The 23829-nt window shown below is 48.2% G+C and carries 24 protein-coding genes and 3 pseudogenes; 23 read left to right on the plus strand and 4 right to left on the minus strand.

Annotation, left to right across the window (positions count from 1 at the left end):
* Positions 1–6 precede the first annotated feature (6 nt).
* Positions 7–1482, plus strand: a complete 1476-nt coding sequence (gene msr(E), locus M1F03_RS19280) for an ABC-F type ribosomal protection protein Msr(E) (protein ID WP_000052512.1) — start codon at positions 7–9, stop codon at positions 1480–1482.
* 55 nt (positions 1483–1537) lie between these two features.
* A complete protein-coding gene (locus tag M1F03_RS19285) occupies positions 1538–2422 on the plus strand; it encodes an Mph(E) family macrolide 2'-phosphotransferase (RefSeq protein WP_000155092.1) in 885 nt (294 codons plus the stop codon).
* A 125-nt stretch (positions 2423–2547) separates the two neighbouring features.
* Here M1F03_RS19285 and M1F03_RS19290 read toward each other — a convergent pair whose 3' ends face one another.
* The 3 genes and pseudogenes from M1F03_RS19290 to repM all read right to left on the minus strand — a co-directional run.
* Complete coding sequence (locus M1F03_RS19290; protein WP_042017433.1) at positions 2548–3588, minus strand: IS481-like element ISAs19 family transposase; 1041 nt, start codon at positions 3586–3588, stop codon at positions 2548–2550.
* Positions 3589–3985: 397 nt separating this feature from the next.
* Positions 3986–4528, minus strand: coding sequence for a plasmid replication DNA-binding protein (locus M1F03_RS19295; protein WP_004896925.1), 543 nt, complete (start codon positions 4526–4528; stop codon positions 3986–3988).
* 66 nt (positions 4529–4594) lie between these two features.
* Positions 4595–5365 (minus strand): annotated as a pseudogene (gene repM / locus M1F03_RS19300) (replication initiation protein RepM); the annotation flags it as partial.
* Positions 5366–5412: 47 nt separating this feature from the next.
* Here repM and M1F03_RS19305 point away from each other — a divergent pair.
* From M1F03_RS19305 to M1F03_RS19350, 10 genes and pseudogenes are all read left to right on the plus strand, one after another.
* Complete coding sequence (locus M1F03_RS19305; protein ID WP_001067858.1) at positions 5413–6117, plus strand: IS6-like element IS26 family transposase; 705 nt, start codon at positions 5413–5415, stop codon at positions 6115–6117.
* 53 nt (positions 6118–6170) lie between these two features.
* Positions 6171–7319: pseudogene (locus M1F03_RS19310) on the plus strand (RHS repeat-associated core domain-containing protein); the annotation flags it as partial.
* Positions 7316–7588 carry a MafI family immunity protein gene (locus M1F03_RS19315; protein ID WP_000787563.1) on the plus strand — a complete coding sequence of 91 codons (273 nt, stop codon included), beginning with the start codon at positions 7316–7318 and terminating at the stop codon, positions 7586–7588. The pseudogene M1F03_RS19310 and the gene M1F03_RS19315, both read left to right, overlap by 4 nt.
* A gap of 4 nt (positions 7589–7592) precedes the next feature.
* Complete coding sequence (locus M1F03_RS19320) at positions 7593–7835, plus strand: hypothetical protein (RefSeq protein ID WP_000750746.1); 243 nt, start codon at positions 7593–7595, stop codon at positions 7833–7835.
* A gap of 47 nt (positions 7836–7882) precedes the next feature.
* Positions 7883–8182 carry a hypothetical protein gene (locus M1F03_RS19325; RefSeq protein ID WP_011872911.1) on the plus strand — a complete coding sequence of 100 codons (300 nt, stop codon included), beginning with the start codon at positions 7883–7885 and terminating at the stop codon, positions 8180–8182.
* Positions 8183–8418: 236 nt separating this feature from the next.
* On the plus strand, positions 8419–8721 hold the full coding sequence (tnpA, locus tag M1F03_RS19330; protein WP_114522863.1) for an IS66 family insertion sequence element accessory protein TnpA: 303 nt from the start codon (positions 8419–8421) through the stop codon (positions 8719–8721).
* The gene (gene tnpB, locus M1F03_RS19335) at positions 8721–9086 is read left to right on the plus strand and encodes an IS66 family insertion sequence element accessory protein TnpB (protein ID WP_041205730.1); all 366 of its coding nucleotides are present in this window, start codon (positions 8721–8723) and stop codon (positions 9084–9086) included. Before tnpA ends, tnpB begins: the two co-directional genes overlap by 1 nt.
* Before the next feature lie 48 nt (positions 9087–9134).
* Positions 9135–10793 carry an IS66 family transposase gene (gene tnpC / locus M1F03_RS19340; RefSeq protein ID WP_272572977.1) on the plus strand — a complete coding sequence of 553 codons (1659 nt, stop codon included), beginning with the start codon at positions 9135–9137 and terminating at the stop codon, positions 10791–10793.
* Positions 10794–10903: 110 nt separating this feature from the next.
* Positions 10904–12175, plus strand: a complete 1272-nt coding sequence (locus M1F03_RS19345; protein ID WP_000813355.1) for an IS4-like element ISPa13 family transposase — start codon at positions 10904–10906, stop codon at positions 12173–12175.
* A gap of 56 nt (positions 12176–12231) precedes the next feature.
* Positions 12232–12670: pseudogene (locus tag M1F03_RS19350) on the plus strand (hypothetical protein).
* A gap of 15 nt (positions 12671–12685) precedes the next feature.
* Here M1F03_RS19350 and M1F03_RS19355 read toward each other — a convergent pair.
* A complete protein-coding gene (locus M1F03_RS19355) occupies positions 12686–13288 on the minus strand; it encodes a hypothetical protein (RefSeq protein WP_000278322.1) in 603 nt (200 codons plus the stop codon).
* 261 nt (positions 13289–13549) lie between these two features.
* Here M1F03_RS19355 and M1F03_RS19360 point away from each other — a divergent pair, with 261 nt between their 5' ends.
* From M1F03_RS19360 to M1F03_RS19410, 11 genes are all read left to right on the plus strand, one after another.
* Positions 13550–13831, plus strand: coding sequence for a hypothetical protein (locus M1F03_RS19360; RefSeq protein WP_000575657.1), 282 nt, complete (start codon positions 13550–13552; stop codon positions 13829–13831).
* Positions 13832–14129: 298 nt separating this feature from the next.
* A complete protein-coding gene (locus tag M1F03_RS19365; RefSeq protein WP_000949433.1) occupies positions 14130–14666 on the plus strand; it encodes a hypothetical protein in 537 nt (178 codons plus the stop codon).
* Between the two features lie 2 nt (positions 14667–14668).
* Positions 14669–15679, plus strand: coding sequence for a tyrosine-type recombinase/integrase (locus M1F03_RS19370; protein WP_000543934.1), 1011 nt, complete (start codon positions 14669–14671; stop codon positions 15677–15679).
* 4 nt (positions 15680–15683) lie between these two features.
* The gene (locus M1F03_RS19375; protein WP_000997323.1) at positions 15684–16553 is read left to right on the plus strand and encodes a 3'-5' exonuclease; all 870 of its coding nucleotides are present in this window, start codon (positions 15684–15686) and stop codon (positions 16551–16553) included.
* A complete protein-coding gene (locus tag M1F03_RS19380) occupies positions 16550–17041 on the plus strand; it encodes a hypothetical protein (protein ID WP_000139717.1) in 492 nt (163 codons plus the stop codon). Before M1F03_RS19375 ends, M1F03_RS19380 begins: the two co-directional genes overlap by 4 nt.
* A gap of 326 nt (positions 17042–17367) precedes the next feature.
* Positions 17368–18243, plus strand: coding sequence for a DNA replication terminus site-binding protein (locus M1F03_RS19385; protein ID WP_001097010.1), 876 nt, complete (start codon positions 17368–17370; stop codon positions 18241–18243).
* Between the two features lie 161 nt (positions 18244–18404).
* Positions 18405–19445 carry a DNA-binding protein gene (locus M1F03_RS19390; RefSeq protein ID WP_000101568.1) on the plus strand — a complete coding sequence of 347 codons (1041 nt, stop codon included), beginning with the start codon at positions 18405–18407 and terminating at the stop codon, positions 19443–19445.
* Complete coding sequence (locus M1F03_RS19395; RefSeq protein ID WP_000101263.1) at positions 19445–19723, plus strand: hypothetical protein; 279 nt, start codon at positions 19445–19447, stop codon at positions 19721–19723. The genes M1F03_RS19390 and M1F03_RS19395 overlap by 1 nt, the downstream gene beginning before the upstream one ends.
* An 8-nt stretch (positions 19724–19731) precedes the next feature.
* Positions 19732–21243 (plus strand): UvrD-helicase domain-containing protein, encoded by a 1512-nt coding sequence (locus M1F03_RS19400; protein WP_000811656.1) that lies wholly within the window; start codon positions 19732–19734, stop codon positions 21241–21243.
* 110 nt (positions 21244–21353) lie between these two features.
* Positions 21354–22394 carry a conjugal transfer protein TraF gene (gene traF / locus M1F03_RS19405; RefSeq protein WP_001326396.1) on the plus strand — a complete coding sequence of 347 codons (1041 nt, stop codon included), beginning with the start codon at positions 21354–21356 and terminating at the stop codon, positions 22392–22394.
* Between the two features lies 1 nt (position 22395).
* Entirely contained in the window at positions 22396–23829 is a 1434-nt protein-coding gene (locus M1F03_RS19410) for a conjugal transfer protein TraH (RefSeq protein ID WP_000256129.1), read from the plus strand.

Here is a 23829-nt window from a genome sequence, read left to right on the forward strand (position 1 = left end):
ATAAAAATGAGTTTAATTATTAAAGCGAGAAACATACGCTTGGATTATGCTGGGCGTGATGTTTTGGATATTGATGAATTGGAAATTCACTCTTATGACCGTATTGGTCTTGTGGGTGATAACGGAGCAGGAAAGAGTAGTTTACTCAAAGTACTTAATGGCGAAATTGTTTTAGCCGAAGCGACATTACAGCGTTTTGGTGATTTTGCACATATCAGCCAACTGGGCGGAATCGAAATAGAAACGGTCGAAGACCGGGCAATGTTATCTCGCCTTGGTGTTTCCAATGTACAAAACGACACAATGAGTGGCGGAGAGGAAACTCGTGCAAAAATTGCTGCCGCATTTTCCCAACAAGTACATGGCATTCTAGCGGATGAACCAACCAGCCACCTTGATCTCAATGGAATAGATCTACTTATTGGTCAACTTAAAGCATTTGATGGAGCATTACTTGTTATCAGTCATGACCGATATTTTCTTGATATGGTTGTAGACAAGATATGGGAGTTAAAAGACGGTAAAATTACGGAATATTGGGGTGGTTACTCGGATTACTTGCGTCAAAAAGAAGAAGAGCGACAACACCAAGCCGTAGAATATGAGCTGATGATGAAGGAACGGGAGCGATTAGAATCTGCTGTGCAAGAAAAACGCCAGCAAGCTAATCGATTAGACAATAAGAAAAAAGGAGAAAAATCCAAAAACTCTACCGAAAGTGCTGGACGACTTGGGCATGCAAAAATGACTGGCACCAAGCAAAGAAAACTGTATCAGGCAGCTAAGAGTATGGAAAAGCGTTTGGCTGCATTAGAAGATATTCAAGCACCAGAGCATTTGCGTTCTATTCGTTTTCGTCAAAGTTCAGCCCTAGAACTGCACAATAAGTTCCCGATTACGGCAGATGGTCTGAGCTTAAAATTTGGTAGCCGTACTATCTTTGATGACGCTAACTTTATAATACCGCTTGGCGCTAAAGTCGCTATAACTGGATCGAATGGAACAGGGAAAACGTCCTTGTTAAAAATGATATCAGAACGTGCTGATGGATTAACCATATCTCCAAAAGCTGAAATTGGCTACTTTACACAAACAGGATATAAATTTAACACGCATAAATCTGTGCTCTCCTTTATGCAGGAAGAGTGCGAGTACACAGTTGCGGAAATTCGTGCAGTATTGGCTTCAATGGGGATCGGAGCGAATGATATTCAAAAAAACTTATCCGACTTATCGGGAGGTGAAATCATCAAACTGCTTTTATCCAAAATGCTTTTAGGAAAATATAATATTTTGCTTATGGATGAACCAGGAAACTATCTTGACCTAAAAAGTATTGCCGCATTAGAAACAATGATGAAGTCCTATGCAGGAACTATTATCTTCGTATCTCATGACAAGCAATTGGTCGATAATATTGCTGACATTATCTACGAGATCAAAGACCACAAAATCATCAAGACTTTTGAGAGAGATTGTTAATGATAGCCAATCTAATCCGAACATTAATTATTGAACTCTTTAAAGGAAATTAAAAATGACAATTCAAGATATTCAATCACTTGCTGAAGCACACGGCTTGTTGCTTACGGACAAAATGAATTTCAATGAAATGGGCATTGATTTTAAGGTCGTTTTTGCTCTTGATACAAAGGGGCAACAATGGTTGCTGCGTATTCCTCGTCGTGATGGCATGAGGGAACAAATCAAGAAAGAAAAACGCATTTTAGAATTGGTAAAAAAACATCTTTCTGTAGAGGTTCCTGATTGGAGAATTTCATCTACAGAATTAGTGGCTTATCCCATACTTAAAGATAATCCTGTTTTAAATTTGGATGCTGAAACCTATGAAATAATTTGGAATATGGACAAAGATAGCCCGAAATACATAACATCTTTGGCAAAAACCTTATTTGAAATCCATAGTATTCCTGAAAAAGAAGTTCGGGAAAATGATTTGAAAATTATGAAACCTTCAGATTTAAGACCTGAAATAGCAAACAATTTGCAGTTAGTAAAATCTGAAATTGGTATAAGTGAGCAATTGGAAACCCGCTACAGAAAATGGTTGGATAATGATGTTCTATGGGCAGATTTCACCCAATTTATACATGGCGATTTATATGCTGGGCATGTACTAGCTTCAAAGGATGGAGCTGTTTCAGGCGTTATTGATTGGTCAACAGCCCATATAGATGACCCAGCGATTGATTTTGCTGGGCATGTAACTTTGTTTGGAGAAGAAAGCCTCAAAACTCTAATCATCGAGTATGAAAAACTAGGGGGTAAAGTTTGGAATAAACTATATGAACAGACTTTAGAAAGAGCAGCGGCCTCTCCTTTGATGTATGGTTTATTTGCCTTAGAAACTCAAAATGAAAGCCTTATCGTTGGAGCAAAAGCTCAGTTGGGAGTTATATAATTTAAAAATATGATTGCTGAGAACTGCCTTGTTTTGAAACTTGGTTGGCTTTAATTAGTTTTTAGTATTCTTTATATGTACAGATCTAGTTATCACCTGACACCGGCCTCAAACCGGTGTCTTGTTTACGCTACTTTAGTGCGCACTTCCTTCGGTATCAATTTCAGACCCTTTTTGAACATGCTGTAGGGAGTCTGTCCTTCCATCATCCTGCCTTGATGTGGCCGCTGGGTGTTGTAGTGATCCAGATAGCTGTCCAGGTCTGTCTGCATCTGCTCTACCGACTCATACCAGGTTGTCCTCCCCTTGATACGGAAGTGTTCATCCAGCAGGGTGCGATGTAGCCGCTCGATAAAGCCGTTGCTCTGCGGCCTGCGTACCTTGGTGGTCCGGTGCTCAATCCCCTCCAGTTGCAGGAACAGCTCGTAGGGGTGATGGTCAGGGCGCCCGCAGAACTCGCGCCCGTTATCTGACAGGATGGTATAGACCCGCGCCTCGTGAGCCTCGAAGAACGGCAGGACCGTTTCGTTGAGCACATGGACCGAGGTCACCGGCAGCTTGCTGGTGTAGAGCCGTCCCCAGGCGTGGCGGCTGTAGCAGTCCAGTACGGTTTGCAGATACACCTTGCCCACCCCCTTGAGTGCGCCGACGAAGAAGGTGTCGACCGCCACCAGTTCCCCGGTGTAGTGAACCTCAATTTGGCGTTCGCGAAACTCGGGGCTGAAGCGCTCGAGCAGGCGGATCTGCTCGTCATTGAGCTCAATCGTCTGTTCCCTGTGGGTTTTCTCGAGGCGCAACAAGCGGTCATGCTTGGAGAGCAAGTCGTGACGTTGCCACACGCCACGCACACCGCCCGCACTGACGTTGATGCCTTGCAGAGCCAGTTCTTGCGCGACCCGCAGCGGGCCATGGGTTGGTCTGGTGAGAGAGTAATCGAGGATAGCCTGTTCAATCTCGGGAGCGACCCGGTTGGGATGCGCCCCTTTACAGCCGGGTAGTTTGTCGAGCAAGCCCTCGGCGCCATAGGTCTGATAGTTACGGCGAATTTCGTAGAACTGCTGACGGCTGTAGCCGATGAGCTTGCAGGCTTTGCTGACGTTATTGAGCTCTTTGGCGAGCTCTAGCAGGCTGAGTTTGCGACGTGCTACTTTCTCGTTGGTGGTCATACGGTGACTCCGGATAACACGGTAGGGGTACCGTTTTGTTATCCGGTTTGAAGCCGTATGACCACTCCCTTTTGTGGGCAACTGTCAGGTGAATACCATCTCCATACACTTTATAGAAAATGCCTCGATCAAGGGGCATTTCTAACAATCATTTAACATAAAATTTCTTATACGAAATGCTTGATATTTCTCTTTAAATATCATTATATTAACGTAAGCCGTTCTGGAGTATAGGGCACCAGAACGGCTTTTTATTGATTATTCATGTTCCACGATCACTAATTGAGCGATGTTCCACGGTTTTATTCAGTTTTAATAAACATCATCCGGTTTTTTGAGGAGTCATTATTTCAAGTGCTTGCACTGAAATTGGCTCTTCAAAAAACTGGAGTCTTGGCTAACCATATGGAAGGAAAAAGCGGCTTAGGAAGCCTCTCTTCTTCTGTTCTGGTTCAACATGCTCCGGGATAGGAATACGCTTATTGTCTTGCTGAGGAGTAGTCAATTCGTCATAGTTCGTTGCTAGTTCCGACCGAGGATCCGTTGCTATATCCTGTTTAAAGCTCTGATCGGTAAAGGTAGTCATATTGGCTTTTGGTGCTTCTAGTAAGCGCTGCATAGCTTCAATCTGTTCTTGATAAAACGATTCACGTTCTAAAGATTGATTTTCTCTCTGTATTGCCTGATTTAATTGTTTTTCCAGTATGTCAACTTGACGTTTTAGTAAGTCAACTTCTGTCAAGTTTTGACTGTTAATTGATTGACTTTGATTGACTGTATCCTCTTTTTTTTGTGGTTCCCCAAAAACTCTTAGGGCCTCTGAAAAGTCAATTAATCCATCAGATCCTTTAGATAAATTTCCTTTGTTTATATGTGCATATATGGCTTGTCTTGAATATCCATAAAGCTTAGCTAACTCTGAAACTGACAGTTTTTTCATTATGTAAACCAGTTTTCAACTTGTGTTAATACCTGACTGTTAACTTAACAATTTCAATTAACAATGTCATTGAAATCCTAATTTTCTGAGTAAAGGAAGTAATTCCTTAAATTTCTCTGCATCTTGCAGCATGGCAGCTATACGTACAGCAAACTGCTGATAGCTTTCTGTGCCTTGTGAATATTTACTCATCTCAGGAAGCTCTGAGAGCTTGTTGGCGAATAGATGGCGTTGTTTATCTGTTATTTTTGAAAAGAGGTCTAATGTATTCGGATCTCTTTTAGATTCGACTGAATGCGTGGCTGATTTTTTCTGTTTAAAGCTAAATGAAAAACCAGTAATAGATCTACCTGTTTTATGCTGTTCAACTTTGACAATAATATCGGTATGTTCATTTACTTGTTTTAATGCAATGTCTAAAACATATTTTTTAAAATCATACATTCGTTTGTATTCAGTCTCGAGTACACCTATTTTTTGTCTAAAATCATACATAGTTATGAGAGGCGTTTTTCCAGTACTACGCCATGCAATCAATATTTCATATAAACGAACAGCATAAGCACTTGTTAAATTACTTATTTGTTGTATTTCATACTTTGTAAATTGTTCTTCTAACCTAGTAATTAAAGGCACAATAGCAGGGGCAAAAATAAGTCTAACGACAGCTTCATTATCAATATAAGCCACCTCGCTCACCCATCTTGATTTGTGATTAATAGTGTTACCTTTTTCACTAAGACTCTGATAACTGAATTGTCTTGCAAACAAGTCATCGCAAGCATCTTTTAACGCCTGATAAGCCGTATTTCGATGTACACGGCACTGTTGCAAATAGTCGGTGGTGATAAACTTATCATCCCCTTTTGCTGATGGAGCTGCACATGAACCCATTCAAAGGCCGGCATTTTCAGCGTGACATCATTCTGTGGGCCGTACGCTGGTACTGCAAATACGGCATCAGTTACCGTGAGCTGCAGGAGATGCTGGCTGAACGCGGAGTGAATGTCGATCACTCCACGATTTACCGCTGGGTTCAGCGTTATGCGCCTGAAATGGAAAAACGGCTGCGCTGGTACTGGCGTAACCCTTCCGATCTTTGCCCGTGGCACATGGATGAAACCTACGTGAAGGTCAATGGCCGCTGGGCGTATCTGTACCGGGCCGTCGACAGCCGGGGCCGCACTGTCGATTTTTATCTCTCCTCCCGTCGTAACAGCAAAGCTGCATACCGGTTTCTGGGTAAAATCCTCAACAACGTGAAGAAGTGGCAGATCCCGCGATTCATCAACACGGATAAAGCGCCCGCCTATGGTCGCGCGCTTGCTCTGCTCAAACGCGAAGGCCGGTGCCCGTCTGACGTTGAACACCGACAGATTAAGTACCGGAACAACGTGATTGAATGCGATCATGGCAAACTGAAACGGATAATCAACGCCACGCTGGGATTTAAATCCATGAAGACGGCTTACGCCACCATCAAAGGTATTGAGGTGATGCGTGCACTACGCAAAGGCCAGGCCTCAGCATTTTATTATGGTGATCCCCTGGGCGAAATGCGCCTGGTAAGCAGAGTTTTTGAAATGTAAGGCCTTTGAATAAGACAAAAGGCTGCCTCATCGCTAACTTTGCAACAGTGCCCAACTGGCTGGTGAAGACTGGGCAAACCTCCAGAAGCTATGACGCCAATGGCAACCTGACGAAGCAGGGGGCGGATACCTTCACCTATGACAGCCAGAACCGGCTGGTGGCCGCAACGGTCGCTGGAGTGACAGCAGCTTACACCTACAACCATCTGGATCAGCGTGTAACTAAGACCCTAAACGGCCAGACCCGCCTACTGATTTACGGCTTGGCAGGAAACCTCATCGAGGAGCTGGACGCAGCCACTGGAGACGTGCTGGCGGAGTATATCTGGCTCGATGGCACCCCCTTGAGCTTTGCTCAGTCAGGACAGACCTATCAAGTCCACGTCGATCATCTGGGCACCCCGAAGGCGCTAACCGACGCCAGCGGCCAAGTGGTTTGGAAGGCGAGCTACAGCCCGTTCGGTAAGGCCAGCATCACCACTCAGGGGCCGACCTTCAATTTGCGGTTCCCAGGACAGTATTACGACGCGGAGACCGGGCTCCACTACAACTGGCGGCGTTACTACGACCCGAATACCGGGCGTTACATCACCAGTGACCCGATTGGGCTGGCTGGTGGGATTAACACCTATGCCTATGCGCTGAGCAACCCGATAGGCAATGCAGATCCAACAGGGGAGTTTGTGCCGCTTCTTCTGGGGGCTTATGTTGCCATAGACTTTGCCTTGAGCGCTTGGGACGCCTATGACACCTTCAAGACCATCACCAGTGATTGTGCGACCTCAAGAGAAAAGTGGATTTCCGGGGGGCTTTTTGCTGCTGGGATTATCCTGCCTGGCAACTATAAGGCGCTAGGGAATGTTGCGGAACGCGCTTTTAAAAATACGGCTGATGATTTTGTAGACCTAGCCAGTTCCCAGAGACGTAAGCATATTCTTGATGGTGACGCCACTGGTGGAGGGCATCGAGCAGGAACAGGCAAGCCTGGAAAAAGTGAGTTTCCTCAAAGTTGGTCTGATGAAAAAATTATGCACGTCATTTCCGATATAGCTACCGATCCAAATGTTTCTCGAAAGGCTGGGCGCGGTGGTAGGACTATTGCAGAGGCAGTTAAAGAAGGTATTAATGTTCGTGTAATACAAGAATCTAATGGTGATATTGTTTCAGGTTTTCCAACAAACGTACCAAGGAATCCAAAATGAAAAATGAATATAGAGAAATTGAATCCACGCTAGATCTTTTGCTTATGGTGCTGTCTGATTCGTTTTCTGAATCTGAAAGTATAGAAGTGCAAGAATTTATTGATGTGGGTGAGTATGGAATCGCACTAGAAACTATCATTGACATTATTAATGAAGAGTCAAAGAACATAACAAATGAAGCTGAGTTTCTGATTGAAAAAGCAGGGAGGATAATGAATATGGATACTACATCCATTGTAGATAAGATTTCAAAACATATAGATAAATAATAAGATGAAAAAAACCGGTTTAAAATATAGAGCAGTATATCTGCTTGGATTTCCGTTAGCTGGAGCCTTTATAGGAATTGCAGTGTTCGCTTTATTAAATTATGTGAATGGGCCTCTAAGCAAATTCGCCTTATATCTGTCCGTTGGTGTTTGGGGGGGGTATGGAGTGTTCTCAGGAATCTATGGATACTTAAATCTAAGGAAAATATTAAAGTTAAAGAGAGCTAATGAGGAATCCAGGGATTAAATACGGCTCACATGGTTCTGCTATTGGCGCAGCATTGGGGACGGCTTATGGAAATCAATAACTGGTTTGATTTTATTATATACACAATTTATTTCTTTGGGGTTGTGATAGTTATCCTTCCTACTGGGGTTATCTTTCTTTGGTTGACATTGAAAAATCTAGTCAAAATGAGAGCCCCGAGATACGAAAAAAAGCACTACAAGTATTTCTCTGCAAGAAATAGATTTGAAGTGTGTGTTGCAGGTGTTTTTTCTGTGGCTTTTTCTGTTTGGTATCTGTTTTTTGCCAAAGGGGGAAATCTGTTTCTTTATCCGTCAGAGGTAATGAGATTTTTTTCAGGCGGATGATAGTGTGGATCAGGCTCTGGCGTTGGCCCAGCCGCCGCCAGCGGCCAAGTGTTTGGAAGGCGAGCCATCATAGAGTCAGTAGAGAGAGATACTTTTGGAAATCAATAGTATTATGATTGGTACAAATGAGTTGTAGCTCCATATTTTAAAGGTAAGCGCCCTTGAATCGGCATCTTTTTTTCCCAAAATCAGCTCGTCACACTTGAAATCCATTACCTCTTCGCTGGATTTTCACTATGACCACTCAAGAACGTGCTGATTTTTGGCGACAGCAGATCACCGCCTGGCTTGACTCCGGCCTCTCCGGCCACGCCTTTTGCAAAAGCCAGGCACTGGTCTATCACCAGTTTGCTTACTGGCGCAAAAAGCTCGAACAGCCTGCGGCCTCGGACTCTCTTCCTGGCTTTGTCAGAGTAGCCATGCCTGCTCCTGTCACGAACGAAGTCGGCTTGACGCTCACCTTACCCAACGGTATTACCCTCTCCGGGTTACATCTGGGCAATATCGATTTGCTCGGCGCTATCATGAGGCAGTTGTAATGCGCCCTCGTTACTTGCGTCCGGCACTGACCATGCCGCAGATCTACCTCTATCGGGCGCCTATCGATTTTCGTAAACAGGCCCATGGCCTGGCGGCGCTGGTCGAGCAGCAACTGGGGCACAACCCGTTCACCGGTGCCCTCTATGCCTTTACCAATCGCCGCCGCAACAAGATCAAGTGTCTGATGTGGGAGGACAACGGCTTTGTGCTCTATTACAAGGCGCTGGCCGAGGAGAAATTCAAGTGGCCATCGTCTGCCGATGAGCTACTCTCCCTCTCTTCCGAGCAGATAAACTGGTTGCTCGATGGCTACGATATCTCCTTGATGCAGGGCCATAAAACACTGCATTATGAGACGCTTTAATACCGCCAACCTCGTGCTTTACCGCCTTGTTTTTGTTATAATTTCCTCATGAAAATGACGCTGAAAAACCTCACCCCATCACCTGATCTCAGTGGCCTTAGCGCCGCTGAGTTGTTGGCGGTTATTGCGGGTTTTCAGCAACAGTTGGCGTTAAAAGACGAAGCTCTTCAATCCAAAGACGAAGCTCTTCAATCCAAAGAAGAGGCTATCCAGCGGCGTGACGCCCATATCCTGTTACTCGAAGAGCTGCTGCGTCTGCGCAGGATCCAGCGCTTTGCCGCCAGCAGCGAGAAACTTCATCAGCTCCAGCTCTTTGATGAGGCAGAGCTGGAAGCGGACATGGACGCCCTGCTGGCCCAGTTACCCGATGACCTGCCGCAAACTGCCGAAGCAAAGGCCAAGCCGCGTCAACGTGGCTTCTCCGCCTCACTGCTGCGCGAGCGCATCGAACTCACCCTCAGCGATGAGCAGAAAGCCGGGGCCAGCAAGGTGTTCTTTACCAAGGTCAAAGAGGAGTTGCAGTTCATTCCGGCTCAACTCAAGGTGCTGGAGATCTGGCAAGAGAAGGCGGTGTTCGAGCGTGATGGCGAAGAGGTGATCCTCGCGGCCAACCGCCCCGTACACCCGCTGGGCAAATGTATCGCCACGCCGTCATTGCTGGGCTACATCATTACCTCTAAGTATGCCGATGGCCTGCCACTGTACCGTCTGGAGCAGATGTTCAAGCGCCTGGGGCAGGAGGTGAGCCGCACCAGCATGGCCCACTGGATCATCCGGCTGGATGAGGTGTTCCAGCCATTGATGAACCTGCTGCGCGAGGAGCAGAACCACGCGACGTACCTGCAAGCCGACGAGACGCGGATCCAGGTGCTCAAAGAAGAGGGCAAAACTGCGCAATCGGACAAATGGATGTGGGTGACCCGCGGTGGTCCGCCGGGCCGCCCCTCTGTGCTATTTGAATATGATCCGTCGCGCGCCGGAAGCGTACCCGTGCGCCTGCTGGACGGCTTTAGCGGCATACTGCAGGCCGATGGTTATTCCGGCTATAGCCAGGTGTGCAAAGAGAGCGGCCTGACACGGATTGGCTGCTGGGATCACGCTCGGCGCAAATTCATCGAAGCGACCCGAGCCGCACCTAAGGGTAAAGACAAAGGCAAGAGCAAAGCCAGTACTGGCCTGGCCGATGTAGCATTGGGGTACATAGGTAAACTCTATGCCATCGAGCGGGAGCAGAAGGAGCGCAGTGATGCCGAGCGTTATCAGGCACGGCAGACACGTAGCATGCCCCTGTTGGCGGAGCTCAAAACCTGGCTGGACAATAACGTTGGCAAGGTGATGAAAGGCTCGCTGACTCGACAGGCGATGGAATACACGCTGGGGCAATGGCCCCATCTGGTGGGTTACTGCGTGCGGGGAGATCTGCACATCAGCAATATCCTGGCGGAGAACGCAATCCGCCCGTTCGCCGTGGGGCGCAAGGCCTGGTTGTTCGCCGACAGCGCGCAAGGCGCCAAGGCCAGCGCGACCTGCTACTCGTTGCTGGAGACAGCCAAAGCCAATGACCTGGAGCCATCAGCGTATATCAACTATGTGCTGGCGCAGATCGGCGAGGCCGATAGCCTGGAAAAACTCGAAGCCCTGCTACCCTGGAACGTCCCGCTGGAGCCCATTGCAAAAAAAGTGGCGCAATACAACGAAGGCAAGTAGGTCGATTTAGCGGCGCTTCATAGGTATGATCTTTAGGAGTTGAAGAGGTGCTTCATTCGTGATCTAATTGATTTACCAGAAAAAAAAGATCACCTTTGCAGGAAAAACGAATGAAGCAACAACAAGATACCCGATTTTCGAGCGCTTTTGAACGATTTTTTTCAGCAGCAGAGCTTGATGCGCTTGGCAAGCAATCAGGCTTTATGAAGCGGCGGCGGCAGGTGACGCCACAGAAGTTTTGCATGGCGCTGGTCAGTGCGCTGGGTGCAGGAACAACGAATTCGATTGCCGATGTGCACCGGCAATTTAACCATATGCACTCAACGGACATAAAGCTTAAACCCTTTCATAAACAGTTGGTTAAAATGGCTGCTCCTGAATTTATGCGTGAAGTGTTTGAAAAGGCGCTGGCTCTGCATCTCCCTGATATGTTTGCTATCAGGAATAAATATCAGGACATGTTCAAGCGCATTATTTTACAAGATGGCACCAGTTTCGCTGTACATGACGACTTAATGTTCTATTTTCCAGGACGTTTTAATGAAAATAGTCCGGCAGCGGTTGAGTTACATGTCACTTATGACGTGTTTAAGGGGCAACCTGACGGTGTTAGTCTGACTGAGGACACGGCACCCGAGCGGGACTATTTGCCTTCACCCGCCTCTTTATCAGGCTGCTTATTTATGGCAGATGCAGGTTATTTTTCAAAAGCTTATATACAACAGCTTCAAGAAGCCTGCGCGTATTTTATTATGCGGATGTGTAACCGTGTTAATCCAATGGCGGTTTGTACTAAGACTCAGCAGATGAAGCCGCTGAAAACATGGTTAAAAGAATTACCCAATGCAGGTGTATTGGATTTAGATGTGCAGTGGCCGAATGGCCCGGTTTATCGTTGCGTTGCATTTGCAGCATTAGATCACAAAAAACGTCATGTATTGGTCTGCACTAACCTTGACCGTGAGCAGTTTCCTCCAGCTGTTGTGGGTGATTTTTATCGTGTTCGCTGGCAAATAGAATTATTATTCAAAGAGTGGAAGTCGATGAATAATTTAAATAAATTCGATACAGGTCATGCCACAATCGTTGAGACATTAATTTGGGGTAGCTTGCTGGCAGCAACCTTAAAACGCTGGCTAATCAACGCGGCACAAAAGAAGTATAACCGGGTGTTGTCGCTTTTTACCGGAGCAAAAACTGCCCATATGTGGTGGATACCATTTTGCTTTGATATAGCCATGAGTCGTGGTACGGATTTAGCAAAAGCCATGAATAACGCGCTGGCATTTTTAGCGCAACATTGCCAACGGCAAAATGTTAAACGAGACCAAATAAGTGGCGTATATAAGCTGCTTAATAACACAAATAAATCATTGGGTTAGGTCGTTAAGGTCATACGTATGAGCGGCGCTTACTTTTAAAGGGGGATTTCAGAGAAATGAAGAATAAGAAGGTAATAACTTTGATAATGGCCGCAGCCGCATCATGCTCGTCAGTCTATGCCGCGACATTACCGACCAGTGAGGTAGACGCATACATACTTGCGATGAACACCATGTCACCTATCACTGCAAAGTACACCATCCAGTACAAGCAAGCGGTTGAGCAGAAATGCAATACAGCCCTGAGCGTTGAGCAGCTCAACTCAAAGGCATTCACCAATGGTGAGTAGTGAGACCGTCGATAGAATGGGGCTTGATGCTGCTGGTGGATCACTCCAGGATACCCTGTCTGTGATCGGCAAGAACGTCACATGCAGTGACCTGAACGCGCCATTTAAAGCACTCTTGGATGATAAGGACTTCACCAGAAAGCATCAGCACCTATCGAAGGTGCTGCATACTTGGAATGAAGTTGTTTCTCAAAGCAAACCCTGAGTAACAAAAAGGAGCCTAACTGGCTCCTTTTTTAATGGGGATGATGTTACGTTCGTGGACGTTATTTTCACTCGGGATATGTAACGTTGAAAAAGGCGTACCGACAAGAGAGTGGTCACATAGCTCTCCATAATAGATGAGCGACAAAATCTCTTGCTCGTTGATTTTTCCCACCTTAAAAAGGTAATTGATTATTGCTGTATCCAGTAGGTCGTGACACCCATTAAGCAGATCCACGATATTGGCCGCAGCTTCATTTTCCTCTCCGTCATCTCGACCGGCTAATACTGATTCAACCCAAGCCTCAAGGCTCGGATGTCCCTCAGCGAGCTCTATTTGACGGCACTCGTTCTCGATCAACCCTGTGATTGCTTCGTTGAGCGTTCCGCCATAAGTCGGCATGTTGAGAACAACTCCAAATCCGGGGATTTCTTTTTGGATTGGCTTCGCATCCTTGGGAGCTGATTTCAGCCACAGGAAAAACCAGATCCCAGAGCTTATGTCTTCCGGCTTGACCTGGTTGGCCGCAAGGAATTTGGAAACCTCGTTACAGATGATGCCATCTGGCGCTGCCATCTCGTAAATACCCGCCATCAGATCTTCAAGGCTCTTATACATATTATCTCTCGCACCTGTACATGATGTTTTCACTATCGTTGTTAAGCGTTTTTTCAGCAAGTATGTTCCAGCGAGACATCTTATACCATTCCATCCAAATCTGTAAAATTACCGTATTACCGTAATTATGATAATTACGGTAAATAAATTTGAGTTCCTCTTGCTGTTGTTCTACTTATTAAAATGTATCTTTGAAAAAGTAGAGTTTTTGGAATAGGATAGGTGGTGCTGAATGCCCACTTTTTACAAGGAGCGCGACCAGTGATTTTTGATGTAAGAGCGACCTTTGAAGTGGCACTCCAGACGGACACCCACCTGGTACTTATCGATCTGGATCAGGGAGCATCAGTTACGAACGATGCTGATGCAGTGATCGCCTGGTTGGCCGCAAACCTCGAAGGTGGAATTGGAAAACGTAAGGTGTACTACCGGGACACCGATGGACGCTTTGATGAGCTCAAGGTTAATGCCGGTGCTTTTGCCGGATTTGCACCTTGTAGCGAAGGCCAGCAGACCACCTTGGCTGGGATGCTCGGCCAGTAACTTTGTGTGGAGAACTCGATGTTAAACAAAAACAAATTTGAGAAAGTTTTAAAGAGAATCCTCGATAAGAACTTTGAGCGCTGCTCTATTTGCAGGAAACCATTCCCTGGACCGTGCCATACTTTTGCTGGTTTGGATTCGGACAATAAAGTTCAGAACGTAGGTTCTTGCTGTCGGACCAGTATTGTGGACTTGCGGCATGGAGGTGTGTATACGACCGCTCCTGTAGATACTCAAGAGGGGCAAAGTCAGGCGCGTGAGCTACTCGCAACACATCCTTGTAAGGGGATGATGGGACATGCTTAGCAAAAAAGTCTTTTTCATTAGTCAAGCGGAGGCCGAAAGACTGGAGCCGGTTCCCGGTGCGGCCATGATCTCCATAACTGACCCAGACAAGTCCCCTGCCGCTCTCGGACAGTGGGGGCAGTTGTACCGCGATAGCTTCTATGACGGCGGCTATTCTGAGAACACCATCCACACGATGAAGGCAGCGTTCCGGATGAATTACGCCTCTTACATTGACTCATCCCAGGCTGAAAAGCTGTCCACCTTCCTGGATGGATTGGTTGGTAGCGGTATCGATCAGATCTTCGTTCATTGCTATTACGGAGAATCCAGAAGTGGCGCGGTAGCGCTGTACCTCCAGAACAAACATGGATTCACTCCGAATAAGCCGATCACCAAGCCCAACCGAACAGTTTACGAATTGCTGTGCAATCCAACCAAGTTTGAACCACTGATGCAAAGCTACGAAACGCAACATATGGAGGAGGAACTACCTCTTCACCTCAAAATATGGGATTTTCTTCTCGTTGCGGTCGGGCTTAGGAGGTAACTTTGCACGACACAAACAATGACAAGGAAGAGCTAGTTTCACATGCGAAAGTAAATGTTCCGGCAGAACAAAGCATTCGCGGTGAACTGTTGCCGTCATCGAGCTCGCTCCGGAACATCCAGGACAACCCCGCCGTCGCCTATCTGGTGAGCCTCGGGTCAAAGCGAAGCAGGCAGACCATGAGCTCATTCCTCAACATTGTCGCCAAGATGATCGGGTTTCAGAACCTTCGTGACTGTGCATGGAGCTCAATGAGGCGGCACCACATATTGGCGGTGCTGGAAATGCTGGGGGATGCAGGGAAGGCTCCGGCAACGATCAACACCTACCTGTCAGCGCTCAAAGGGGTGGCTCTTGAAGCCTGGACGATGAAGCAAATTGATACGGATAGCTTCCAGCACATTAAGCAAGTCCGTTCAGTACGTGGATCTCGACTTCCTAAAGGGCGGGCACTTGAACGCCATGAGATTCGCAGCCTCTTTTTCACATGTGAAAGTGATTCAAGCGCCAAAGGGCTTCGGGATGCGGCCATTCTCGGGGTGCTCCTCGGGTGTGGCTTGCGCCGCTCGGAAATCGTTGCGCTGGACATGGGAAGCATGATCTACAAGGACCGCGCTCTCAAGGTTCTTGGCAAGGGCAACAAAGAGAGAATGGCGTATGTGCCTGGTGGCGCATGGAAAAGACTGGATAAGTGGGTTGAAGAGGTTCGAGGAACGCATGAAGGGCCTTTATTCCCGAGGATCAGGCGGTTTGATGATGTGACTGGAGAGCGGATGTCGGATCAGGCCATCTACCACATCTTGGAGACCAGAAGAGTTGAAGCCGGTCTGGAGATGTTTGCGCCCCATGACCTGCGACGCACCTTTGCCTCCTCGATGCTGGATAACGGTGAGGATATTGTGACCGTGAAGGACGCAATGGGCCACTCAAGCATTGCAACTACCCAGAAATATGACAGACGCGGCGATGAGCGTTTGAAGAGAGCGAGCCAACGCCTCGATATAGCGGATTAACAGCATGAATGATGAAGAACTCGAACTTGCCAGAGCCGAAGCCATGAAAGCCGATAGGTGCTTTTCAAAAGGACGGCTCAGGGACGAATTTCGGATGAAGCCTAAGCCAGGAGTAGAGCCAGTTTCGTTCTACAAAAACGGGTATGGTGGCCAATTTGGAGTGTACCGGATAGCAGATTGCCAACCAATGCGGAGAAGGGGTTGTTCACCGGCATCACAAAAGCAAATAAGGGCGCAATCCATCCTTTCGGTCAAGGCAAGAATGCGTAGCAACCTGGCAAAGGCCTCTGTCATGGCACAAAGGTGGGTCGCTCTGGAACCTCTGGTTCTCGATACCGAGACGACCGGACTTGGTGAAAGAGACCAGGTGATCGAGCTGGCTGTTACTGACATCAGAGGCGCGGTTCTCCTCTGCACCAGATTACGGCCAACCGTGGAAATAGACCCTCAGGCAATGGGTGTTCATGGCATCACCGAGACTGAGCTGTCGAATGAGCCTACGTGGACTCAAGTTGCGCCAGCTCTCGCCCGGCTTTTGTCGGGCCGTCATCTGGTGATATTTAACTCCAGTTTCGACAGTAGGATGTTGAGGCAAACAGCCAGTGCATTTGGAGACCAACTCTCTTGGTGGCAAGAGCAGAACTGTCTGTGCGCGATGAAGCTGGCGGCTGATGCCTTTGGCTCAACCAACCGGCACGGCACAATCTCACTTGCGGATGCCACCTGCGAGGCAGGTGTGAGCTGGAAAGGTCGAGCCCATTCAGCAGCGACCGACGCTATTGCCACCGCCGACTTGGTGACAGAGATAGCCAAAGTCCAACGTGACCTCGTGGTCCAGCTCCAGGAGCTTCAAAGCAAAGGTAATTTGGAATGACAGAACAATCCTACGGCGAAAGTCTCAAATTTTTCTCAGACTGGCAGAAGGACCCCGCGAAACGCACCGGCCTGAATGTGCAACACACGCTAACCAGAGGTGAATATCCTACGGTCAGCATCGAGATTGCGCCGATCAGGGCATCGGGGTCCAGCCCAGACTGGAAAAGCAAGATCACGGTGCAGCTCACTCGCGGCGAACTGACGGCGTTTTGCAGCGTTCTCTTTGGTTTGCGTAGCAAGGCTGAGGGTTCCTATCACGGCGACGCGAAGAATAAGAGCTTTGCGGTTTACAACAACGGCAAGGCCGGTGTTGCGATCATCCTTAGTGAGCGAGGAAACCAGCTCCAGAATTTCATCAATGATGACGACCGAATGGAGCTCGCAGTCTTCGCAGTTCGCCAGCTTTCCAACGCATGGAAAGTTACCCCTTCTGATGCCATCGCGCTGCTACGCCAATCAGCGTGGATGGACCGAAATTTGTCCTAATCGAGCAAATCTAGGCACTCTAAAAGTCGTCCTATAACCACAAAGTTAGACCATCATGCAAAGTGGGGTATAGAGGGTGCCAGCCCCACCCCAGCAGTCCCCCTCAGCCACATTTCTGGCTTGCCCCGCGCTTTTCTTCTTTCTCTCTTTTTCTCTCTTTTTCTCTCTCTTTCTCAATCTAATCTCACACACGAAAGTCAAACAGGGCACCCGCCGACGCGAAGCGGAGGCGTATTCTTGCCCCTCCCCCTCGTTGCATGATGGTCTAAATCTGTCTACTATGTAACCAATGAACTGTTAGAACAAACCCACACATAGGCGGCAGCATGGCTAAAAACTTCATATCAGAACAATTCTCGGCCATGTGCCGCGACTTAACGAACCTGTCCTCTCTTATCAAACGACTACCGCCACGGTACGCAAAAGTTGCGGCCATCCCTCCTACCGGAAAAGGAATGGAGAACGAGCCCGTCAACAAGATTGTCGTAACTGAACAAACTGGGCGCGAAGCTCTTGAGCTGGCAGCGCACAGCTACAGAGATCTTCACATCAACCCAGACTATTCGCAGAAGTCTGCCAGGCGCACCGTGGGGGTACTCTGGTTCTCCCCTTCCAGGATTGGTGTAGCTGACGAAATTGCGGCGACGGTTGAACGCATCAACGCGGCCAAAGCTGGTATCGAGGAGTTCATTATCTCGACGTACCCCACCAGGCAAGAGAGGTTTGAAGCACTTCGAGCGGACTGCCCTGGTGTCATGACTCTCCACCTTTACAGACAAATTCGGTGCTATACCAATGGCGACATCGACTCTATCCGCTTCACCTGGCAACGGAAGGACTCCTTGAAGAAGCCCGTAAAAGAGGAGCTTTTGCAACGCATCAGAGAGGAGCTGGAGCGATCTGGGCCAGACTATCAACTTCCCCTGGAGCAGCTTATCCAGAAGATCGCCAGCACCCCGGAGCCTTATCTCCGGGAGCGAAGGGAAGTAAAGGTTCAACCGGTGGCAAACGTCATGGCCGCAGGGGTACTCAAAACCGTTACCGCGCCAATGCCCCTGATCGTGCTCCAGGATAAGGATGTTCAGCTCAAATTGCTTCGTAACTTTGACGCCTCAGAACAACGCAAAACTCGATCTGATAAAGCGGCATCGGAAATCCTTGGCACCTTCGGTGGAGTCACTATCGAATCCTTCCCTGGATGAATCAGCGTGACCGCGTAACAAGGCTTTTCCGCAGCCGGAAGGGCTTTGTCCCACACAAACAATTCCAATCGACAGCAGCATGATATATAATTATGATAATTACCGTATTATCGTAATTATCGTAATTATCGTAAACATTACAAATTAAAAGGAACGTTCTCATGGCAAGAAAATTGGTTGAGTTTGACGATGTAGCGGCTGCGGCCCAAAAGCTCAAGGACGCCGGTAAACGCCCAACGGTCATCGCTATCAGAGACATCATTGGCAAGGGGAGCTTTACCACCATTTCAACGTATCTCAAACAGTGGTCAGAGGAACACTCCCTCGATGAAGAGCTGGTAGAGGTAGTCCTTCCAGAATCGGTTATGAGCGATGCTGAGCTCTTCCTACAGAAGATCTATACGGTAGCCAAAGCAAGCGCCGATGAACAGCTTGAGCGCGAGCGTGAACTGCTACGACAGAAAGAAATTGAGTACCAGGAAGATATGCAGCAAGCCGTGGACATGGCAAATGATGCCACCGAACGGGCTGAGCTACTGGAGGAACAACTTGAAGCTCTCACCAACAAAAAATCAGAGCTCGATGCGGCCCTTGGTAAGGCAGAAAACTCGCTATCCCTCAAGTCTGCGGAGCTAGAACGCTCACTGGCTGACATTGATAAGCTGGAAAAGCGGATCGTTGAGTTGGAGGGCAAGCTGGAGGCGAAAGCCGCAGATCTGACCCGAGCACAGGATCACCTGGAGCAAGCTAAAAGCGAAAATCGCTCTTTGAGCCAAAAATTGGCAACTACAGAGGGTGAGTTGGAGGAGCAAAAAGGCAAGAGTATAGAGCAGACAGAAAAGCTCCGGGCCGCTCAGGAACAAAAAACATCGTTGAAAGAGCAGCTCGAAAATGTACAGGCCAAACTGGCCCAATCACAGGACTCCCTTGCCACAGCCAAAGCTCATGGCGAATCCGCTGAACGAGAGTGCCAGCGCCTATCTGGAGAGGTAGAAAAGCTGGACGCCAAATTATCCAGCGCCGAAGCAGAAGCTCGCGCTCTTGTTCAAGACAAAGGCATGATGGCTGGTCAGTTGCAGGAAAAAGACCAGCAGGCCAAGAGCCTCGAACAAAGACTCAATGATGCACTGACCAAAATTTCTGGGTTGGAGCAAGAGCTCGCTAAAGCTGGTAAGGGAGGGAAAAAGAAAGAGGAAAACTGATGGCGCGAAAGGCTAAATATTCAGAAGAGTGGCGACACAGAGCTGCGGCTCTTCAAACCAAGATTGAGGAGGCTATGACACTAGCCACCTCATCTATTGGCGACTATCGCTGGTTACACCGTCTCCATAGTTGGGTTACGGAGGTGGCTCAAGGTAAAGCCCCAGACTGGTGGACAGATCTGGATTGTGAAGTATCCCTCCCCCGAGAAGAAAAGCGGATCAGTACGTTCCTCTCGACACAAAAGAAGCGCATCACTCTCCAGATGTGTTTGTCGTAGGGGGCCTCATGAAACAACTTCCTCCTGACACACCAGAACAATCACTGATCACTCAGTACAAAGGGCCTCGCCTTGTCGTTAAGGCCTACGCTGGAACGGGTAAAACCACGACACTGGTGAAGTACGCCCACAACAACCTCGATTCACGTATCCTCTACTTGGCATACAACAGGGCTATCCGCGACGAGGCAAGAGAAAAGTTTCCTGCAAACGTAGACTGCAAAACGTCCCACCAGCTTGCCTACGCCACTATAGGAAGGGGCTACCAGCACAAACTCTCCGGCAACCTAAGGCTCACCGATATTGCCCAAGCGGTGAATACCAAGAACTGGACGTTTGCCAAAGATATTCTCGATACGCTCAACGCCTTTATGTGTAGTGCAGACATGCGGATTCTTTATACGCATTTTGCTCGCGCCGATACGGGTAAAGTGCTTACGTCCAAACAGGAGAGATACCAAATCCAGGTGGTCGAAGGTGCTGAGCTCATATGGAAACGGATGACAAACGTTCAAGATCCGTTCCCGACCGTACACGATTGCTACCTCAAACAGTATCAGCTCGGGATGCCGAATCTGTCTCGCCGGTACACCACCATTCTTTTTGATGAAGCACAAGACGCTAACCCCGTAACAAGTAGCATCGTCCTACAGCAGAACTGCAAGGTAATCCTGGTTGGAGATCGCCACCAGCAGATCTATAGGTTCAGAGGCGCAAACAACGCCCTTGATAGCAAAGAGCTCATGAACGCCGACCAACTCTATCTCACTCATAGCTTCCGCTTTGGCCCCAACGTTTCGCTGGTGGCAAACGCCCTTCTTGAACTCAAAGGTGAAACACGACCTGTTGTTGGCCGGGGACCAGCAGATCAGGTACTCATGTTTTTACCAGGTGACGTGGGCCACCGCGCAATACTTCACCGAACCGTCATGGGGGTTATAGAGACGGCGCTCTCTGCGACCGAATCCGGAGCGCAGGTATTCTGGGTCGGTGGAATCGACGCTTACCAGATCAATGAGCTCCAGGATTTGTACTGGTTTTCGATGGCAGAGCCAGACCGGGTAAAGAATAAGAAACTGCTTGATGAGTATGAAGACTACTTCGAGTATCAAGAAGTAGCGAAGGCGACCAAAGACCCTGAGATGATGAGGGCTGTCAAGATCATCAACAGCTACGATGAAATCCCTGAACGACTCACCACTCTACGACGCAATACAGTCAAAGAAGAGTTTGGGGCTGACATTACGGTCTCAACAGCTCATCGGTGCAAAGGGTTGGAGTGGGACTTTGTTCAGCTCTATGACGACTTTCCGGATGTCCTGGACCCAGAGCTCGACCCAATGGCCCGTGACGATGAAATAAACCTGCTCTACGTTGCATCCACCAGAGCGATGCGAATCCTTGCGTTGAACAGCGCTGTCGAGATGGTTATCCGCTACATCACCCAAAAACGCATGGTCGAGAAGCAGATGAAGATGGCCGCAGAAGCGACAGAAGTTGAAGAGGACACGACCAAATAGTTTGGTCAATTCTTTCACATGTGAAAGTTGACAAATAAAACGCTCTAAGCGCCCTAAATGGGCGCTTACACCTGCCTAATTTCACGCCTCCCACCTCTACCATATCGAGCATGGGAAAATACGTGCGTGAGACTATGAAAAAATCACCTTTGAATTTACTGCTCCTTGCAGCGCTCACGCTGGGGGCATCACACCAGGCTTGGGCTCAAGATGGCACAAGACCTGGTTTTTATGAGCGAAAGGAAGAGGGTTGGTTCTGGTACAAGGAAGAGCCCAAAGAACCAGAGAAAAAACCCGAAAAGCCCAAACCAAAGCCTGTGGCAGAAGCGAAGCCTACACAGCCTAAGCCTGCTGCTCCGCTTCCGAGCGGCCCAGAAATGTTCTCAGCGGAATGGTTCCGGGAAAACTTACCCAAGTACAAAGACCTTGCTTGGAACAATCCTACCGTTGAAAACGTCAGGACGTTTCTCTACTTGCAACGATTTGCGATAGATCGCTCTGAACAATTTTCCGATGCTACAGAGCTGGCGGTCGTAGGTGATCCTTTCTTGGATGAAATTACTCGACGTCCTGCTGCCACGTTTGCCTCACAACAAGTTGATCGTGACGCTGGTAACGCCAAAAACATGCTACTCAAAAGCGTAGCCGAACGCGTAGGGATATTCTTCTTCTACAAGTCCGACGATGACTACAGTGACTTGCAAGCACCGCTCATCAAGATGTTGGAACAAGGAGAAGGATTCTCGATCATTCCTGTATCTATGGACGGCAAACCACTCCCCAGTGGGCTTTTCCCCCATTACAAAACCGATGAAGGCCATGCCAAACAACTTGGTATCGTAACTTTCCCTGCTGTTTACCTCGCATCTCCAGACGGTCAGTTCGCTCCTATAGGACAAGGGCCAATGTCTCTTCCTGAGCTGAATCACAGGATTTTGGTCGCAGCAAAACGCAATGGTTGGGTCACAGACGAAGAGTTTAACCGTACACGTCCGGTACTCAACCTGGAAAACAACATAGCCGAACGCTTGGCCTCACCAGAGCTGGGCTCTGACCTCAAACAGCTATCTCAAGCGAGCGGTGATAAAGACAACTTTGTGCCACCGGAACAACTCATGAAGTACATCCGGGACAAATTACAGGAGAACTAAGATGGTCACGCACAAGACATTAAAAAGGAGCCTGCTTGCCCTGAGTGTGGCGGCCAGTCTCGTCATGGCACCGACAGGGGCGATAGCCGCTAACGGCCTCCAATCACAGATGGACAAACTCTTCAATGAAATGAGCAACACAACACCACCTGGGGTTTATGAAAGCCAACGACGTGGCGTTTTAGCTGGTGGCCGGTTCACTGCAAAGACACGAATCTTCGACGAGAACCTGGTGAGCTTTGCCCCTCCATCATGGAAAGCTGGTTGCGGTGGTGTAGATCTGTTCGGCGGTTCGCTTTCCTTCATTAACGCGGATCAAATTGTCCAACTCCTTCGGGCTGTAGCAGCCAACGCCAAGGGCTATGCCTTCCAGCTTGCGCTCGATAACGTTTTCCCGGACGGAGCGAAGTGGATAGAGAACTTCCAGAAGAAAGTGCAAGCGCTCAACCAACATCTGGGCAACTCCTGCCAGCTCGCTCAAGGTTTCGTGAACGACCTAACCAGCGGCATGGACCTTAAACACAAAACTGATGCTTCTATAACCGCGACAACTTCCGGCCTGTATGAAGACTTCTTCGGGTCCAAGCAGGAAACCAGCGGCAAGAGTCCTCTGGAAGAACTGAAAGCCAACAAACCTGACGAATACAACAAGATGATTGGCAACATCGTCTGGAAGCAACTCAAGAGCAACAACGCCAACACCTGGTTCCAGTACGGGGATAACACCCTTCTTGAAGCGATCATGTCTTTAACCGGCACAGTCATCATTGGTGATCTGGTAAACGACCCGAACTCAACCGGCACTGGTGCGAAAACAACCCCTCTGACGACCCTACCAGGTAACAAGATCACCTTGTCAGACCTGATTTCAGGCGGTTCTGTTGAGATCTATTCCTGTGATTCTGATACGACCAACTGCCTGAGTGCTGGCTCCAGCAATAAAACTGTCGTGCTCAAAGGTATCAAGAACCAGATCACCGATATGCTGTTAGGAACAAGCTCTACACCTGGTGTGATCTACAAATACGCAACGAACTCTGGAACCTTAACCGACCCAGAAAAGGCCTTTGTTTCTAACCTCCCCGGAGGGATTGGCACCATTGTTCGTAACTTGTCTGTCCTTTCACAGGACGGCGCTAACCTGTTCGCAACAGAGTCATCAGGAGCGATAGCCCTGACCATGATGTATAGCTTCTCGGAAGAGTTCTTCCGCGCAGCTCGCATTGCGATGGCTAACAGCAAATCACCCTACAAGAAAGAGGCACTAGAGCTTCTCGCGCAATCGCAACAGCAAATCCGTGCTGAATACACAATCCTGTCCTCTCAATACGGCGATCTGGCAAGCCAAATTGAGAAATACAACAACCTACTGGACAACATCCGCAAGCAAAAATACATGCTGGCAACTTTGTCCAATCCTCCTAGCACGAACTAA

The organism is Providencia sp. PROV080 (assembly GCF_033688105.1).
Lineage (GTDB): Bacteria > Pseudomonadota > Gammaproteobacteria > Enterobacterales > Enterobacteriaceae > Providencia > Providencia zhejiangensis.